General features: G+C 68.2%; 10 protein-coding genes. 6 read left to right on the top strand and 4 right to left on the bottom strand.

From position 1 onward, the window contains the following. The first annotated feature begins 107 nt into the window (after positions 1-107). The 5 genes from O3305_RS13855 to O3305_RS13875 all read left to right on the top strand — a co-directional run bounded on the left by O3305_RS13855 (position 108) and on the right by O3305_RS13875 (position 7,341). The gene (locus tag O3305_RS13855) at positions 108-1,694 is read left to right on the top strand and encodes a serine hydrolase (protein WP_269573074.1); all 1,587 of its coding nucleotides are present in this window, start codon (positions 108-110) and stop codon (positions 1,692-1,694) included. A gap of 279 nt (positions 1,695-1,973) precedes the next feature. Then, entirely contained in the window at positions 1,974-4,100 is a 2,127-nt protein-coding gene (locus O3305_RS13860; protein ID WP_502958205.1) for a transglycosylase domain-containing protein, read from the top strand. A 292-nt stretch (positions 4,101-4,392) separates the two neighbouring features. Beyond that, positions 4,393-5,091 (top strand): hypothetical protein, encoded by a 699-nt coding sequence (locus O3305_RS13865; RefSeq protein WP_269573076.1) that lies wholly within the window; start codon positions 4,393-4,395, stop codon positions 5,089-5,091. Positions 5,092-5,425: 334 nt separating this feature from the next. Beyond that, positions 5,426-6,427 (top strand): threonine aldolase family protein, encoded by a 1,002-nt coding sequence (locus O3305_RS13870; protein WP_269573077.1) that lies wholly within the window; start codon positions 5,426-5,428, stop codon positions 6,425-6,427. Further along, positions 6,424-7,341: a DMT family transporter gene (locus O3305_RS13875; protein WP_269573078.1), complete on the top strand. Its 918-nt coding sequence runs from the start codon at positions 6,424-6,426 to the stop codon at positions 7,339-7,341. The genes O3305_RS13870 and O3305_RS13875 overlap by 4 nt, the downstream gene beginning before the upstream one ends. On the opposite strand, the gene O3305_RS13880 is transcribed toward O3305_RS13875, so the two are convergent. The 4 genes from O3305_RS13880 to O3305_RS13895 form a co-directional block, all read right to left on the bottom strand. Continuing rightward, positions 7,251-8,060, bottom strand: a complete 810-nt coding sequence (locus O3305_RS13880; protein ID WP_269573079.1) for a Rossmann-fold NAD(P)-binding domain-containing protein — start codon at positions 8,058-8,060, stop codon at positions 7,251-7,253. The two genes, O3305_RS13875 and O3305_RS13880, sit on opposite strands and share 91 nt — an antisense overlap. Before the next feature lie 139 nt (positions 8,061-8,199). Then, positions 8,200-9,822: a M28 family metallopeptidase gene (locus O3305_RS13885; protein ID WP_269573080.1), complete on the bottom strand. Its 1,623-nt coding sequence runs from the start codon at positions 9,820-9,822 to the stop codon at positions 8,200-8,202. Then, positions 9,819-11,393, bottom strand: a complete 1,575-nt coding sequence (locus O3305_RS13890; protein WP_269573081.1) for a M20/M25/M40 family metallo-hydrolase — start codon at positions 11,391-11,393, stop codon at positions 9,819-9,821. The genes O3305_RS13885 and O3305_RS13890 overlap by 4 nt, the downstream gene beginning before the upstream one ends. Continuing rightward, entirely contained in the window at positions 11,393-13,078 is a 1,686-nt protein-coding gene (locus tag O3305_RS13895; RefSeq protein ID WP_269573082.1) for a M28 family metallopeptidase, read from the bottom strand. The genes O3305_RS13890 and O3305_RS13895 overlap by 1 nt, the downstream gene beginning before the upstream one ends. 294 nt (positions 13,079-13,372) lie before the next feature. On the opposite strand from O3305_RS13895, the gene pepN reads away from it, so the two are divergent. Then, on the top strand, positions 13,373-15,976 hold the full coding sequence (gene pepN / locus O3305_RS13900; RefSeq protein ID WP_269573083.1) for an aminopeptidase N: 2,604 nt from the start codon (positions 13,373-13,375) through the stop codon (positions 15,974-15,976). The last annotated feature ends 22 nt before the right edge of the window (positions 15,977-15,998 follow it).

Genomic DNA, 15,998 nt, shown 5'->3' on the forward strand with positions numbered 1-15,998 from the left:
CTTCTTCTGCGGGGCAAGGCAGCGGGACCCCGGCTCAAGGCCGGGGTGACGAAGCGAGAGGCGCGCGCTAGCATCCTCGCAAACCATGTCTTGCGGGGAATAGGAACATGAGCGGTTTCACCATCGACCGGCGCACCGCGCTGGCGCTTTCGCTGGGCGGCGCGGCTACGGTCGCCTTCCCCCGCCTCGCGCTCGCGGCGGCGCTCGACGAAGCGGCGATCGATGCGATCGTCGCACCCTTCCTCACCGCGTTCGAGACGCCCGGCGTCGCGGTGGCGATCGTCCGCCCCGGCATGCCCGCCTTCACCAAGGGCTATGGCGTCCGCACCCTCGGCAAGCCCGGCGCGGTCGATGCGCATACCCGCTTCGGCATCGCCTCGCATTCCAAGGCGTTCACCGCCGCCGCGCTCGCGCTGCTGGTCGATGAGGGCAAGCTCGGCTGGGAAGACCCGGTGGTGAAGCACCTGCCCGAGTTCCGCATGTCCGATCCCGCGGTCACCCAGATGATGACGGTGCGCGACCTGCTGGTCCACCGCTCGGGTCTTCCCCTGGGCGCCGGCGACCTGATGTTCTTCCCGGCAGGCCTCCACGTCGCCGCCGACGTGCTCAACGCGCTGCCCCATCTCAAGCCCGCGCGCGGCTTCCGCGCCGGCTATGACTATGACAACATCCTCTACATCGTCGCCGGGCTGCTGATCGAGCGCGTCTCGGGCACGCCCTGGGACAAGTTCGTCGAGACGCGGATCTTCGCCCCGCTCGGCATGACGGACGCGGTCGGCTCGCGCCTTTCGCTCAAGACCGACAATGTCGCCGGCCGCCATGCCCGGCTCGGGCCGCCGGTGCGCGGGATCGGCAAGCAGGAAGTGGTGCAACCCGACGAAGGCAAGATGGTCGACGCCGCCGGCGGCATCAACGCCAGCGTGAGCGACATGGCCAAGTGGCTGCAGGTCCAGCTCGCCCAGGGCAAGCTGCCCGACGGCAGGCAGCTCTGGTCCACCGCGCAGGCCAAGGAGATGTGGAAGCCCCAGACGATCACCTCGGCGAGCGACGGCCCGACCGACACCAACCCCGCCCGCCCGGTGCTTGCGGCCTATGCACTCGGCTGGTTCGTCCAGGACTATCGCGGCATGCGGCTGGTCCAGCACAGCGGCGGGCTTTCCGGCCAGGTCACCTACAGCGGCATGCTCCCGTCGCGCGGCATCGGCGTCTCGGTGCTGAGCAATGTCGAGGAGAGCGTCTCCGCCGCGATCCGCAACGCGATCCTCGACCGGCTGATCGACGCGCCGGCGTTCGACTGGGTCGCCAGCTACCGGACCCGGCAAAAGGCCGCGCAGGACGAGGCGCTGGCCAGCGTCGAGGGCGGCATCGACAAGGCGCCGGCCGGCGCGCCCTCGCTGCCGCTGGCGAGCTATGCAGGGCGTTACCGCGATCCCTGGTACGGCGATGTCGTCGTCCGCCAGAAGGCGGGCAAGCTGTGGATCGACTTCACGCCGACCCCGGTGTTCAAGAGCGTGCTCGAGCCCTGGGGGCCCGACACCTTCCGCACCCGCTTCGCCAAGGATGCCGGCGAGGACGCGATCGTCCGCTTCCAGGTCAAGGACGGCAGGATCACCGGCATCACCATGGAGGCGCTCTCGCCGCTCGCCGATTTCAGCTATGATTACCAGCACCTGGCATTCGTGCCGGTCTCGTAATCAACTGTATTATTGTAGTAACACAGATGCTGCGCTAGAAGGGCGCCATGCACGCGGCGGATTCGACGAGTAATGGCTGACGGCAACGATCCCCGGAACGTGCGCTTCCCGCTGCGCCGGGGCGGCGACGATGCCGATCCGACGCCCGCACCGGCGCCGAAGCCCGAGCCGCGTGCCTGGCGCCCGCGCTCGATCGACAAGATCGGCGCGGGGATCGGCGAAGCCCTGAAGCGCGTGACGCCGCAAAAGCCCGAACCGCCGCTCGAGCTTTCAGGTGGCATGCCCGCGCCCGAGGACTATGCCCCGCGCTGGCGCCGCGCCGCGACTCCGCCGCCGCCGCCTCCACCCCCGCCGATCCAGCCCGGCCTGGCCGCGCCGCTGCCCGCCGGCGGCTACACGACCAACCTGCCGGTGGTGCTCAAGAAGCGCAGCTGGCTGCGCTATGCGAGCTGGGCGATCGCCGGGCTGCTGGTGCTGTTCTTCCTCGCGGTCGGCTGGCTGGCGCTGACCGCGCCGCTCTCCAAGTCGCTGCAGCCGCCGGCGCCGCCCTCGATCACCCTGCTCTCCGCCGAGGGCAAGCCGATCGCCCGGCGCGGCGCGGTGATCGCGGCCCCGGTCGATGCGACCAAGCTGCCCGACTATGTGCGCAACGCGTTCGTCGGCATCGAGGACCGGCGCTTCTACGGCCATTGGGGCGTCGATCCGCGCGGCATCATGCGCGCCTTCGTCCACAATGTGACCAGCGACGGCGGCTCGCAGGGCGGCAGCACGATCACCCAGCAGCTCGCCAAGAACGCCTTCCTCAACTCGCAGCGCACCTTCGGGCGCAAGGCGCAGGAAGTGCTGATCGCCCTCTGGCTGGAGGCCTGGCTGAGCAAGGACGAGATCCTCTCGCGCTATCTCTCCAACGTCTATTTCGGCGACAACGTCTATGGCCTGCGCGCCGCCGCCCGCCATTATTTCAGCGTCGAGCCCGAAGGCCTCAGCCTGAGCCAGGCGACGCTGCTCGCGGGGCTGGTGCAGGCCCCGTCGCGCCTCGCGCCGACCGGCAACCTCAAGGGCGCGCGCGACCGGCAGAAGCTGGTGATCGCCTCGATGGTCGATGCCGGGCTGCTGACCAGGGCGAAGGCGGACGCGATCCGCCCGGCGGTGCTCAACGTCACCAAGTCCGAGGACGACCTGCCCAACGGCACCTATTTCGCCGACTGGGTGCTGCCCCAGGCGCGCGACCGCGCCGGCGGCGTCGGCACCGAGCAGACCGTGCAGACCACGCTCGAGCTGAGCGCGCAGCAGGCCGCCGAGCGCGCGGTGCGCGGCGCCGGGCTCAACAAGTCGCAGATCGCGATCGTGGCGATGCATCCCGATGGCCGGGTGATCGCGATGGTCGGCGGCCGCAACTATCGCGAGAGCCCGTTCAACCGCGCCACCCAGGCACGGCGCCAGCCGGGCTCGACCTTCAAGCTGTTCGTCTATCTCGCCGCGCTGCGCGGGGGCATGGAGCCGGACAGCATGGTCGATGACAGCCCCGTCCAGATCGGCGACTGGAAGCCCGAGAACTCCCACGGCGATTACGCCGGCGAGATCACGCTGCGCCGCGCCTTTGCCCGCTCGTCCAATGTCGTGGCGGCGCGGCTGACCCAGAAGTTCGGCGTGCGCGCGGTGACCCAGGCGGCGCGTGACCTCGGCATCTCCACTCCGATTGGCGACGACGCCTCGATCGCACTCGGCACCTCCACGGTATCGCTGCTCGAGCTGACCGCCGCCTATGCCTCGGTCGCCAACGGCTCCTATCCGGTGCGCCCGCAGGGGCTGAGCGAGGACGAGGCGGCGAGCGATTGGCTCGCGCGGCGCCTGGGCGGGCCGACCCGGTTCAACGGCCGCCAGCTCGACGACCTGCGCAGCCTGCTCGGTACCGTGGTCGAGGCCGGCACCGGACGCGGCGCGGCGCTGCCGATCCCGACCTATGGCAAGACCGGCACCACCCAGGACAATCGCGACGCGCTGTTCATCGGCTATGCGGGCGGCATCGTCTGCGGCGTGTGGCTGGGCAATGACGACAATTCGCCCAATCCCGGCCTGTCGGGCAGCGGCCTGCCGGCACGCGTCTGGCGCGACTTCATGACCCGCGCGCTCGACCTGCGCATCCCGCCGCCCGAGCCGACGGTGGAACCCGACGGCAATGATACCACGCTCGACGATGTGCTGAACGGCGTCGGCGAGTTCATCCAGGGCAGCGGCATCGAGACCCAGGTGGTACCGCAGGGCGTCGATCCCGACGAGCAGGGCGAAGCGCCGATCGACGCGCGCCCGGCCGAGGACCGCAGGCCACGGCGCGACCGTGCACCGGATACGCCGGGACCGCAGGATCGCGCGCGGCCGGATGACCGGCGGGGCGAGGAGCGCTAGGGCGTATCGAAATCCAGTTCTCCGGCGAAGGCCGGGGCCCAGTTGCAATGTCGTTCGAGAGGTTCCCGCGCCATCGATGGTTCGTCGGACCTGGCCCCGGCCTTCGCTGGGGAACCAAGGAAACTGAAAGCTGGTACCGCCCGGGTTTTGGGGGCCTTGTCCGTCCTCCGTTCAGCTTGGCAGCAGCAAGGGCGGCGCCGAACGAACGGCAATGGATGGATACTGCGCGCACGGATAGCGAATCCAACCTGGGGAAAGCGCACCGATGATGAGAGACACCAGAGTCCGATCCTTGAAACTCGCGGCATTGTGCCTCGGGGTGCTCGCTGCATCGTCCGGCGGTGCGTCCGCGCAGTCCCGGGAACGCGCGGCGACATCCGCAAGGAGCATGTCGCTCGACAGAGCGGAGATCACTGCAGTCGGGGTCGATGCTTCCCGCGTGAGGTATCGTGGTGCGCGCGCGCTTCGCCTGGAGGTCGTTCGGGCCGGTGCCACCAGTGATGCCACGTTCGCGCGCCTCGATGGGGTTCAGGCCAGGGATTTCACGATCGACCTGGTGCTGGCCGGGCAACCGGTCAAGAACGATACGGATGCCAGGGGGTTCGTCGGAATCGCCTTCCGGATTTCGGAGGATTCGAAGAAATTCGAGGCCATCTACATCCGCCCGACCAATGGCAGGGCCACCGACCAGCTGCGGCGCAATCACAGCACCCAATATATCTCCCATCCCGACTATCCCTGGCATCGGCTGCGGAAGGAACATCCGGGACAATATGAATCCTATGCCGATCTGGAATCCGGCGCATGGACCAGGCTCAAGCTCGTGGTCCGCGGCACCACCGCGCAACTCTACATCAATGGCGCCGGCCAGCCGAGCCTGATCGTCAACGACCTGAAGCTTCCCGCGGAGGAAGGGGGCATCGGCCTGTGGGTGGGGCCAGGGTCCGAGGGCTATTTCAAATCGATGACCATAAGGAAGCGCCAGCCCTAGCAGGTATCGGCATCCGGCTTTCGCCGGGGATCGATTGAGCTAATGTCGGGTAACGCCCCCTGACCAGCCCTTCCGCTCGCCGTCCATTTCCGATAGCCCTGCCCCCGGAGCCACTTGCACGCGAGACAAGTCCATGGGCAGTCTTTGGTGGATACTCCCGATCGGCGCGCTGATGCTCTGGTGCGTCATCCAGTTCCTCAGGGGCGGCGGGCCGCCCTCCGGCAGGGATGAAAGCAGCACATCGCTATACGACTGGGGTAACGGGAACGAGTGAGGGACCTGGCTGCGGCACTGGTTTGTTGACCTTGGTGCGCGGTCCTCGCATGGACCGGCCATGCGCTTCTTCTCCGACAACGCCGCCGCCGTCTGCCCCGAGGTCTTCGCCGCGCTCGGCAAGGTGAACCAGCTCGACACCGCCTATGACGGCGACAAATACTCGCAGTCGCTCGACAGCGCGTTCTCGGACCTGTTCGGCACTGCGGTGCGCGCGCTCTGGGTGCCGACCGGCACGGCGGCGAACAGCCTCGCCTTGGCGGCGCTCTGCCCGCCCTATGGCGGCGTGGTCTGCCACCGCGATGCGCACATCAATGTCGACGAATGCGGCGCACCCGAATTCTACACGCACGGCGCCAAGCTGCTGGTCGGCGAAGGCGCAGGCTCGAAGCTGACCCCGGACGCGATCCGCGCGGTGATCGATCCGATCCGGCCGGACGTCCACCAGGTCCAGCCCCACGCGATCTCGATCACCAACGCCACCGAATATGGCCTGGCCTATACGCCCGACGAAGTCGCGGCGATCGGCGAGCTGGCCAAGGCGCGCAAGCTCGGGCTGCACATGGACGGGGCGCGTTTCGCCAATGCGGTGGCGCATCTCGGCTGCCATCCGGGCGACGTGACCTGGCGCGCGGGCGTCGACGCGCTGAGCTTCGGCTTCGTCAAGAATGGCGGCATGAGCGCCGAGGCGCTGGTGTTCTTCAAGCCCGAGCTGGCGGACGCCACGCTTTATCGCCGCAAGCGCGCGGGCCTGCTCTTCTCCAAGGGCCGCTATCTGGCGGCGCAGATCCTCGCGCTGCTCGAGGACGATCTGTGGCTCCGCAACGGCCGCGCGGCCAATGCCGGCGCGGCGCTGCTGGCGCAGGCGGCGGGCGAGCGGCTTGTGCACGCCGTCCAGGCCAACGAAGTGTTCCTCAAGGTGAGCCCGGCGGAAGCCGCGGCGCTGCGTGCGCTCGGCTTCGACTTCTACGACTGGGCCGAAGGCGAAGTGCGGCTGGTGACCAGCTGGGACCAGAGCGAGGACGCGATCCGGCCGCTGGCCGACGCCATCGCGGCGCTGTGAGCGCGGAACCAGCTCCCCAATCGACGCGCCTCAGCGTCCTGATCCCGTTCGCGATCGTCACGCTGATCTGGGGCTCGACCTGGATCGTGATCCGCGACCAGCTGCTGGTGGTACCGCCGAGCTGGTCGGTGACCTATCGCTTCACCGTGGCGGGCGTGACGATGCTCGGCTGGGCGCTGTTGCGCGGCGAGCGCCTGGCGATGGATGCGCGCGGCATCGGCTTCGCGGTGCTGCTCGGGCTCGCGCAGTTCGTGCTCAACTTCAACCTGGTCTACCGTTCGGAGCAGTACATCACCTCGGGCGTGGTCGCGGTGGTCTATGCGCTGCTGCTGGTGCCCAATGCGGTGCTGGCGCGGATCTTCCTGGGCCAGAAGATGGGCCGCCAGCTGGTGATCGGCTCCGCCATCGCGGTGGCAGGCGTCGCGCTGCTGTTCGTCCATGAGGCGCGGCTGAGCGCGGTCGGGCCGCATGCGGCGCTGCTCGGCATCGGCATCGCGCTGGGCGGCGTGATGTGCGCGTCGGTGGCGAATGTCATGCAGGCGACGAGCACCGCCAGGGCCTATCCGATGGCGACGATGCTCGGCTGGGCGATGCTGAGCGGCGCAGCGCTCGACGCGCTGTTCGCGCTCGCCACGGTCGGCGCGCCGGTGTTCGACTGGCGGCCGAGCTATGCCGGCGGCATCCTCTATCTCGGCGTGCTGGGATCGGCGGTGAGCTTCAGCCTCTATTTCCGGCTGATCCGCACGATCGGCCCGGCCAAGGCGGCCTATACCGGGGTGCTGATCCCGGTGATCGCGATGCTCTTCTCCACCCTGTTCGAGGGCTATCGCTGGTCGTGGCTGGCGGCCGGCGGCGCGGTGCTGGTGGTCGCCGGACTGGTCGTGGCGCTCAAGGCGCGCAGGCCCAACCGGTAATCCGGATAGCGCGGGCGCCAGCCGAGAATGCGCTTCGCCTTCCCGTTCGCGACGCGCCGGTTCTCCGCATAGAAGGCGCGGGCCTGGGGGCTGAGGTTCGCCTGTTCGAGCGGCACCAGCGGCGGAACCGGCAGGCGGAGCAGCGCGCAGCCATAGGCGAGGACGTCGCTCTGCGGCGCGGGGCAATCGTCGGCAAGGTTATAGGCGCCGGGCGGACCGTCGAACCCGGCGATCACGCCGCCCACGATATCCTCGACATGCACCCGGCTGAACACCTGTCCCGGCACGTCGATCCGCCTGGCCTCGCCGGCGCGGATGCGGTCGAGCGGGGAGCGGCCGGGGCCGTAGATGCCGGGCAGGCGGAACACGCGGGCACCCAGCGCCAGCCAGGCGGCGTCAGCGTCGCTGCGCGCGGTCCGGCGGCCGGTGCCGGTGGGCGCGGTCTCGTCCACCCAGGCGCCGCCGGTATCGCCATAGACGCCGGTCGAGGAGAGATAACCGATCCACGCGCCCGACGCGGCGATCTCCGCGCCATATGCCGCGAGGACCGGATCCGCCTCCCCCGGCGGGACCGAGGAGAGGATATGCGTGGCGCCCGCGATCTCGCCCGCCCGCCCGGCGAAGTCCTCGCGGGTGACGGTGGCGACCTCCGCCTGCCCCGCAAGCCGCGCGATCAGGCGGCTGGCGCTATAGCCCGGACCGAACACCAGCAGCCGCATCTAGCTTCCCCTCCCTGGAAGGGAGGGGATCGAGGGGTGGGTCGCGTCCAGGCAATACTGCCGCCAAAGATGCAATGGCCGCCCCATCGCGGGCATCCACCCACCCCCGGCCCCTCCCTTCCAGGGAGGGGAGCAGGGATCACTCCGCTCCATAGCCCCCGAACTGGACCCCGAAGAAATCGCCCTTGTTCCAGCGCGGCCGCTCGGGCGCGTCGGTGAGGGTGCGGGCGATCGCATAGTTCAGCCGCATATACTTGGCGGCCGAGTTCCAGTCGAACGGCAGGTCGATCTGGTCGGAGGGCTTGTGGTAATTCTCGGCCAGGAACTTCTTCTGCGCCTCGGCGCCCTGCCCGCCCGGCCCGGTATCGAGCGACACCGCCGGCACGCCCGACTTGACGAAGCTGTAATGATCGGAGCGGACAAAGAACATCTCCTCCGGGCTCGGATCGGGCACGACCTTGAGCCCCTCGCTCGCCGCCGCAGCAGCAATGACCGGCCCCAGGCTCGAGCGCTCGCCGCCCAGCGCCACCACATCGACCAGCGGATAGGTGAGGATCGGCATGTCCATGTTGACGTCGGCGACCAGCTTGTCCTTCGGCACCGGCGGATAATGCGCGAAATAGTCGGAGCCGAGCAGCCCCTTCTCCTCGCCCGCCAGCGCGACGAACAGCATCGAGCGCTTCGGCTTCTCGCCCGAGGCGATGAACTTGCGCGCCACTTCGAGCATCGTCGAGACGCCCACCGCATTGTCCATCGCGCCATTATAGATGCGGTCGCCGTTCACCGCGTCGCCCACCCCGACATGATCGAGATGCGCGGAGAGCACGACATATTCGCCCTTGAGCGCGGGATCGCTGCCCGGGATCATCCCGACCACGTTGCGGGTCGACTGGGTCACCAGCCGCGTCTTGCTCGCCACCTTGAGCGTGCCGACCAGCGGACCGGTCGGGATCTTCGTGCCCTTGCGCTCGGCGGCCAGCACCTCGGACCATTTGATCTTCGCGCCCTGGAACAGCTTCTCGGCGCCGGTGCCGCCGACATAGCCGACCGGCGGCGCCCCCGCGGCGATGGCGAAGGCGGTGCCGTCCGGCCGCGCCCATGTATTCCGCTCATAGTCGTAATAGGGAACGATCGCTTCGAACGGGAACTGCTCGCGCTGCGCGACGGACTCCAGCACGACCACCGCCACCGCGCCCTTGGCCTGCGCGATCGCCGCCTTCTGCTCGTCGTCGCCGAAATGCGCCTCGACTTCGTTGGGCAGCCCCTTGGGCACGCCGGGGAGGATCGCGACGATCTTCCCCTTCACGTCGAGCCCCTTGTAATCGTCGCGCTTCCCCTCGGGATAGACGATGCCGTAGCCGGCAAAGACCATCCCGCCCTCGGCCTTGAAGTCCGGGGTCGCCGGCGCCGGGGTGTTGACGAAATCGATGCCGAACTGGAGCGGGATCTCGCTCGACCCGCGCACCAGGCTCCACTTCGCCTTCTCGGCCGGCTTGAACGCCACCAGCTTGAGCGGCTGGAACCAGCTGCCCTCCACCCCCGGCTGCAGCCCGATCGCGAGCATCTGCGCCGCGACATATTCGGCCGCGATCTCATAGTCGCGCGTCCCCGCCTCGCGCCCGCGCATCGCATCCGAGGCGAGGAACTGGACATGCCCCTTCAGCGCCGCCTGTTCGGGCGGCAGCGGCTGGGGCGCCGTCTGCGCATGCGCGAGCGGTGCCGCGAGCAGCGCGGCGGCGAGGAGGAGGCGGCGCAGGATCATTTAGCCATCGGGCCCTTGTACAGCGTGCCGAAGAAGTCGCCCTTGTTCCACACCGGCTTGTCCGCGCCATCGGCAATGGCGCGGGCGATCGCATAGTTCAGGCCGACGAAGCGCAGCCCCTGCTTCCAGTTGATCAGCTCCACCTGGTCCGAAGGCTGGTGGTAGTGCTTGTCGAGGAACTCCTTGGTCGCGGCAGCCCCCTCGCCGCCCGGCCCGAGATCGAGCGAGACCGCGGGGATGCCCGCCTTGACGAAGCTGTAGTGATCCGAGCGGACGAAGCTCGCTTCCTCGGGCGTGGGATCAGGCACCAGCTTGACGCCCTCGGCCGCCGCGGCCTGCTCGACGATCTTGCCCACCGTGCTGCGATCCGCGCCATAGGCGACGAGATCGACGAAATTGTAGGTCAGGATCGGCATGTCGAGATTGACGTCGGCGACGATCGATCCCTTGGGCACGGTCGGGTTGGCGGCGAAATATTCGGAGCCGACCAGCCCCTTCTCCTCCGCCGTCACCGCGACGAACAGGATCGAGCGGCTCGGCGCCTCGCCCGATGCCTGGAAACGCCGGGCGACCTCGAGCATCGAGGCGGTGCCCACGGCATTGTCCATCGCGCCGTTATAGATGGTGTCGCCCTTCGCATCGGGCTTGCCGACGCCGACATGATCGAGATGGGCGGAGATCACCACATATTCGCCCGCCTTGTCGGTGCCCGGCAGCAGGCCGGCGACATTGTTGGCGCTGAGCTTGCGGATCGCGGTGTTGGCGGTGCCGGTGATCGTCACGCCGATCGCGCCGGTGGGCAGCTTCTTGTCCGCCTTGTCGGCGACGAGCACCGCGTCCCACTTGATCTTCGAGCCGGCGAACAGCTTCGCCGCGCCGTCAAAGCCCAGATAGGCGAAGGGCGGCGCGCCGCCGCCCGCGTCCGATCCGGCCCAGGTCATCGCCTCGCTCTGCGCATAGCCGACGCTGACCGCGAACGGGAAGATCGCGTGGCGGGCATTGCCCTCGAGCAGGATCACGCCGACCGCGCCATGGCGAGCGGCAACCGCCGCCTGCTGGTCGGGCTGCGACGAATGCGCGCGGATGTCGCTCGGCAGGTCGTGCGGCGAATCGCGCAGCACCGCGACGATCGCACCCTTGGCGTTCAGCCCCTTATATTCGGCTTCGCTGCCATAGCCGGCGAACACCACCGGGCCGGCAACCGCGACCTTGGGGTTGGACGGCACCGCGCGGGCGACATAGTCCTTGCCCCATTCGAGCGGGGTCTGGACGCCGCCGCGGGTCATGACGAGCGTGCCGTGATCGGCCGACTTGTAGGCGACCAGCGGCACCGGCTGGAACCACGTCCCGTCCACGCCCGCCGGCTTGAGCCCGGCGGCGAGCATCTGCGCCGCGACATATTGCTCGGCGATGGTCAGCTCCGGCGAACCGGTGTCGCGGCCCTTCATCGCATCCGAGGCGAGGAACTGGACATGCGCCTTGAGCGCCGCCTCGTCCTTGCTGAGGTCCTGGGCGAAAGCGGGAGTCGCGGCGAGCAGGGTCGCGGCGAGCAGGAGTGCGCGCTTCATCATCACTTCGCGCCCGCGCCTTCATAGGTGAGGCCGAAGAAATCGCCCTTGTTCCACACCGGCTTCTGGTCGCCATCGGCGATCTCGCGGGCGATGCGATAGTTCACATCGACGAAGCGCACGCCCGATTCCCAGTCGATCGCCGGCAACTGGCCGACTTCGTCCGAAGGCTGGTGATAGTGGTTCTTCATGAAGTGATCGATCGCCGCGCGGCCCGGGCCGCCGGCACCCGGCCACAGGAAGACCGAGGGCACGCCCTTGCGGACGAAGTTGTAATGGTCCGAGCGGACGAAGATGTTCTCGCCGGGCAGCGGATCGTCCGACAGCGGCACGCCGATCGCCTTGCCCGCTCGCTCGACGATCGGGCCGAGCGTCGAGTGGCTGGCGCCGTACACCACGATGTCCTGGAACTTGTAGGTGATGATCGGCATGTCGAGGTTCACATCGGCGACGATGCTCGACAGCGGCACGGTGGGGTTGTTGGCGAAATAGTCCGAGCCGACCAGGCCCTTCTCCTCGGCGGTAACCGCGAGGAACAGGATCGAGCGGCGCGGCTTGGTGCCGGCCGTCTTGAAGCGCTTGGCTTCCTCGATCAGCGAGGCGATGCCGACGGCGTCGTCGAGCGCGCCGTTGTTGATCGTGTCGCCGGTCTTGTCCGGGCGGCCGACGCCGATGTGATCGAGATGCGCCGAGAGGACCACGACTTCCTTCGACAGCGCCGGGTCGCTGCCCGGCAGCATGCCGGCGACATTGTAGCTCTGCACCGGGGTCAGCGCGGTCTTGGCGGCGACGGTGATGCTCACCGGCAGCGCCTCGGCCTTGAACTTCGCGTCATCGGCTTCCGCCGCCTTGGCGATATCGGCCCATTTCTGCTTGGCGCCGGCGAACAGCTTCTCGGCGCCAACCAGGCTGACCGTGCCGGCCGAAGGCGTGCCCGGCGCGGCGATATGGCCGGTGCCGTTGGCGTTGCCCCAGGTGAAGCGCGCCCGCGCCACCGCGCCGGCATAGACGCTGAACGGGCGCGTCTTGGCGGTGCGCGGCGATTCGAGCGTGATCGTGGCGACCGCGCCATGCTTGGCGGCGATCTCCGACTTGGATGCCGGGTTGGAGAAATGCGCGGCGACTTCGCCGGGGAAGCTCTCGGGCGCGCCGCCGAAATAGGCGACGATCTTACCCTTCACATTGACGCCCTTATAGTCGTCACGGCCTTGGCCGACGATGCCATAGCCGACGAACACCACCGGCGCGGTGACGGTGTAATTAGGCGTCTCGGGATTGGCCGAGGAGACGAAGTCCTTGCCGAATTCGAGCGCGACCGGCGTGCCGCCCTTGCGGGTGAGCGACAGGGTGCCCGGGCCGTCGAGCTTGGCGCTGATCAGCGGCACGTTCTGGAGGTAGCCGCCGTCGTCACCGGCCGGCTTGAGGCCCGCCGCATAGAATTGCGAGGCGACGTACTGCGCGGCGATGTTGAACTCGTTGCTGCCCGCCTCGCGGCCCTTGAGCGCGTCCGAGGCGAGGAACATCACATGGCTCTTGAGCGCGGCCTGGTCGGCCGGCAGCTCGGCATTGATGATCGCATTGCGCTCGGCGGCGGTCGGAGTCGGCGCAGGTGCCGGGGCCGCATCCTGGGCATAGGCGGGCATCGCCAGCAACAGCGCAAGGGCGAGCGGCGTGGAGTTGCGGATCATGTTGGGGGGAACCTCTCGGCAGAAACTCGGTATATCGCTTCGGTAGCACGGCTTGGCGCAGGCGCAAGTCGGCAGATATCGTTACGGCGCGCGGAGATTGAAGTCGCGGCGAGCCGTTGAAACCTGCCGTCATCCCCGCGCAGGCGGGGATCCATTCTGGCTGGCCGCAGTGAGTTTCACAGGTCGCAACGCCAATGGATCCCCGCCTGCGCGGGGATGACGATGCAAAATAGCCGGGATCCCGACCAAATTAGGTGTCCCCAATCCAATAGTTGCCCCTATATCCGAGGGATCATGGCAGACGCACGCATCGCACCGCAGGCCCCGCAGATCATTCGTCGCGAAGACTATCGCGCGCCGGACTGGTTTGTTCCCGAGATCGCGCTCGACTTCGATCTCGACCCCACCGCGACCAAGGTCCGCGCAACGCTCAAGGTCGAGCGTAACGGCGCGCATGATCGCCCGCTGGTGCTCAACGGCGATGCGCTGGCGGCGGAATCGGTGCTCGTCGACGGCGTCGAGGCGCAGGGCTGGACGATGGACGGGCCCGACCTGGTGATCCCGCTCACCGGCACCGCCCATGTGATCGAGACGGTCGTGACGATCGCGCCCGAGCGCAACACCCAGCTGCAGGGGCTCTACGCCTCCTCGGGCATGCTCTGCACCCAGTGCGAGGCCGAGGGCTTCCGCCGCATCACCTTCTTCCCGGACCGGCCGGACGTGCTGTCGAAGTACAAGGTCCGCATGACCGGCGACAAGGCGCGCTTCCCGGTGCTGCTCGCCAATGGCGATCCGATCGCCCAAGGAGATTGTGAGGGGGGCGATGCCGAAGACGGCCGCCACTGGGCCGAGTGGCATGACCCCTTCCCCAAGCCGAGCTATCTGTTCGCGCTGGTCGCCGGCGACCTGGTGGCGAACAAGGGGCATTTCACCACGATGAGCGGCCGCAAGGTCGATCTCGGCATCTGGGTGCGCGAAGCCGATCTGCCGAAGACCGATCACGCGCTGCACGCGCTCAAGCTGTCGATGGCGTGGGACGAGAGCGTCTATGGCCGCGAATATGATCTCGACGTGTTCAACATCGTCGCGGTCGATGATTTCAATTTCGGCGCGATGGAGAACAAGGGGCTGAACGTCTTCAACAGCCGCTACATCCTCGCCGATCCCGACACCGCGACCGACTATGACTACGACGCGATCGCCGCGGTGGTCGCGCACGAATATTTCCACAACTGGTCGGGCAACCGCGTGACCTGCCGCGACTGGTTCCAGCTTTCATTGAAGGAAGGCTTCACTGTCTTCCGCGACCAGAGCTTCTCGGGCGACCAGGGCAGCAAGGCGGTCAAGCGGATCGAGGATGTGCGCGGCCTGCGCGCCTCGCAGTTCCCGGAGGATTCGGGGCCGCTCGCGCATCCGGTGCGCCCGGACGAATATATCGAGATTTCGAACTTCTACACGGCGACCATCTACAACAAGGGCGCCGAAGTGATCCGGATGATGTCGACCATCCTGGGCCCGCAGAAGTTCCGCGCGGCGACCGATCTCTATTTTGACCGGTTCGACGGCACGGCGGCGACCTGCGAGGATTTCGTGCGCTGCATGGAAGAGGCCGGCGGCGTCGACCTCACCCAGTTCCGCCGCTGGTACAGCCAGGCGGGCACGCCGCGCGTCTCGGCCAACCTGACCCAGGAAGGCGGGCGCGCGCGTCTCAAGCTCGCCCAGAGCGTGCCGCCGACGCCGGGCCAGCCGGTCAAGGAGCCGATGGTGCTGCCGCTCAAGCTCAAGCTGTTTGGCGGCGTGACCGGGCGGCCGATGTGCGACGAGCAGCTGGTGCTTTTGAAGGACGCGGCGCAGGAGATCGTGTTCGAGAACCTCTCCGAGACGCCGGTGCTGTCGATCAACCGCGGCTTCTCGGCGCCGGTGATCGTCGAGACCAACCGGACGGCGAAGGACCTCGCCTTCCTCTCGGCGCATGATGACGATCCCTTCGCCCGCTACGAGGCGATGCAGCAGCTGATGCTCGATACGCTGGTCGCCGCGGTGACCAGCGGCAAGGGCGAGCATGGCGCGGTGATCGAGGCGGTGCGCAACACGCTCACCGACGCGTCGCTCGACCAGGCGTTCATCGCCGAGGCGGTGCTGCTGCCGTCGGACAGCTTCATCGGCGACCAGATGGGCGTAGTCGATCCCGACGCGATCTTCGCGGCGCGCGAGGCGCTGCGCGGCGATCTCGGCAAGGCGCTCAATGCGGAGTGGCGCGCGGCCTATGACGGGGCGCAGGCCAATCGCTTCGAATATTCGCCCGCGGCCAAGGGCGCGCGCCGGGTGAAGACGGTGGCGCTCGGCTATATCGCCGCCAGCGGCGCGGCGGACGCGGCCGAGCTCGCTTATGGCCAGTTCCAGGCGGCGGACAACATGACCGACCGCCAGGGCGCGCTTACCACGCTGGTAAACGGCAATTCGGAAAAACGCACAGAGGCGCTCGAATCCTTCTACCAACGCTACCAGAGCAATTTTCTGGTCCTCGACAAGTGGTTCCAGACCCAGGCGCTGTCCTCGCGCGACGATACGGCGCAGGCCGTCGAGGCACTGGCGAACCACAAGGACTTCACCCTCGCCAATCCGAACCGCGCCCGTGCGCTGATCGGTGCGTTCAGCGTCAACCAGCGGGCGTTCCACGACGTGTCGGGCCGGGGCTATCGCTTCGTGGCGGACCAGCTGATCGCGCTCGATCGCCTCAACCCGCAGACCGCCGCCAAGCTGGTCCCGCCGCTCGGCCGCTGGAAGCGCTTCGACGCGGGCCGCGCCGCCAAGATGCGCGCCGAGCTGGAGCGGATCGTCGCGACGCCGGGGCTGAGCAAGGACATGTTCGAGCAGGCCAGCAAGTCGCTCGACTGAGGCTTTGGTGGCAAGCGCCGGG

It is taken from the genome of Sphingomonas sp. NIBR02145 (assembly GCF_027359115.1).
Taxonomy (GTDB): domain Bacteria; phylum Pseudomonadota; class Alphaproteobacteria; order Sphingomonadales; family Sphingomonadaceae; genus Sphingomonas; species Sphingomonas kyeonggiensis_A.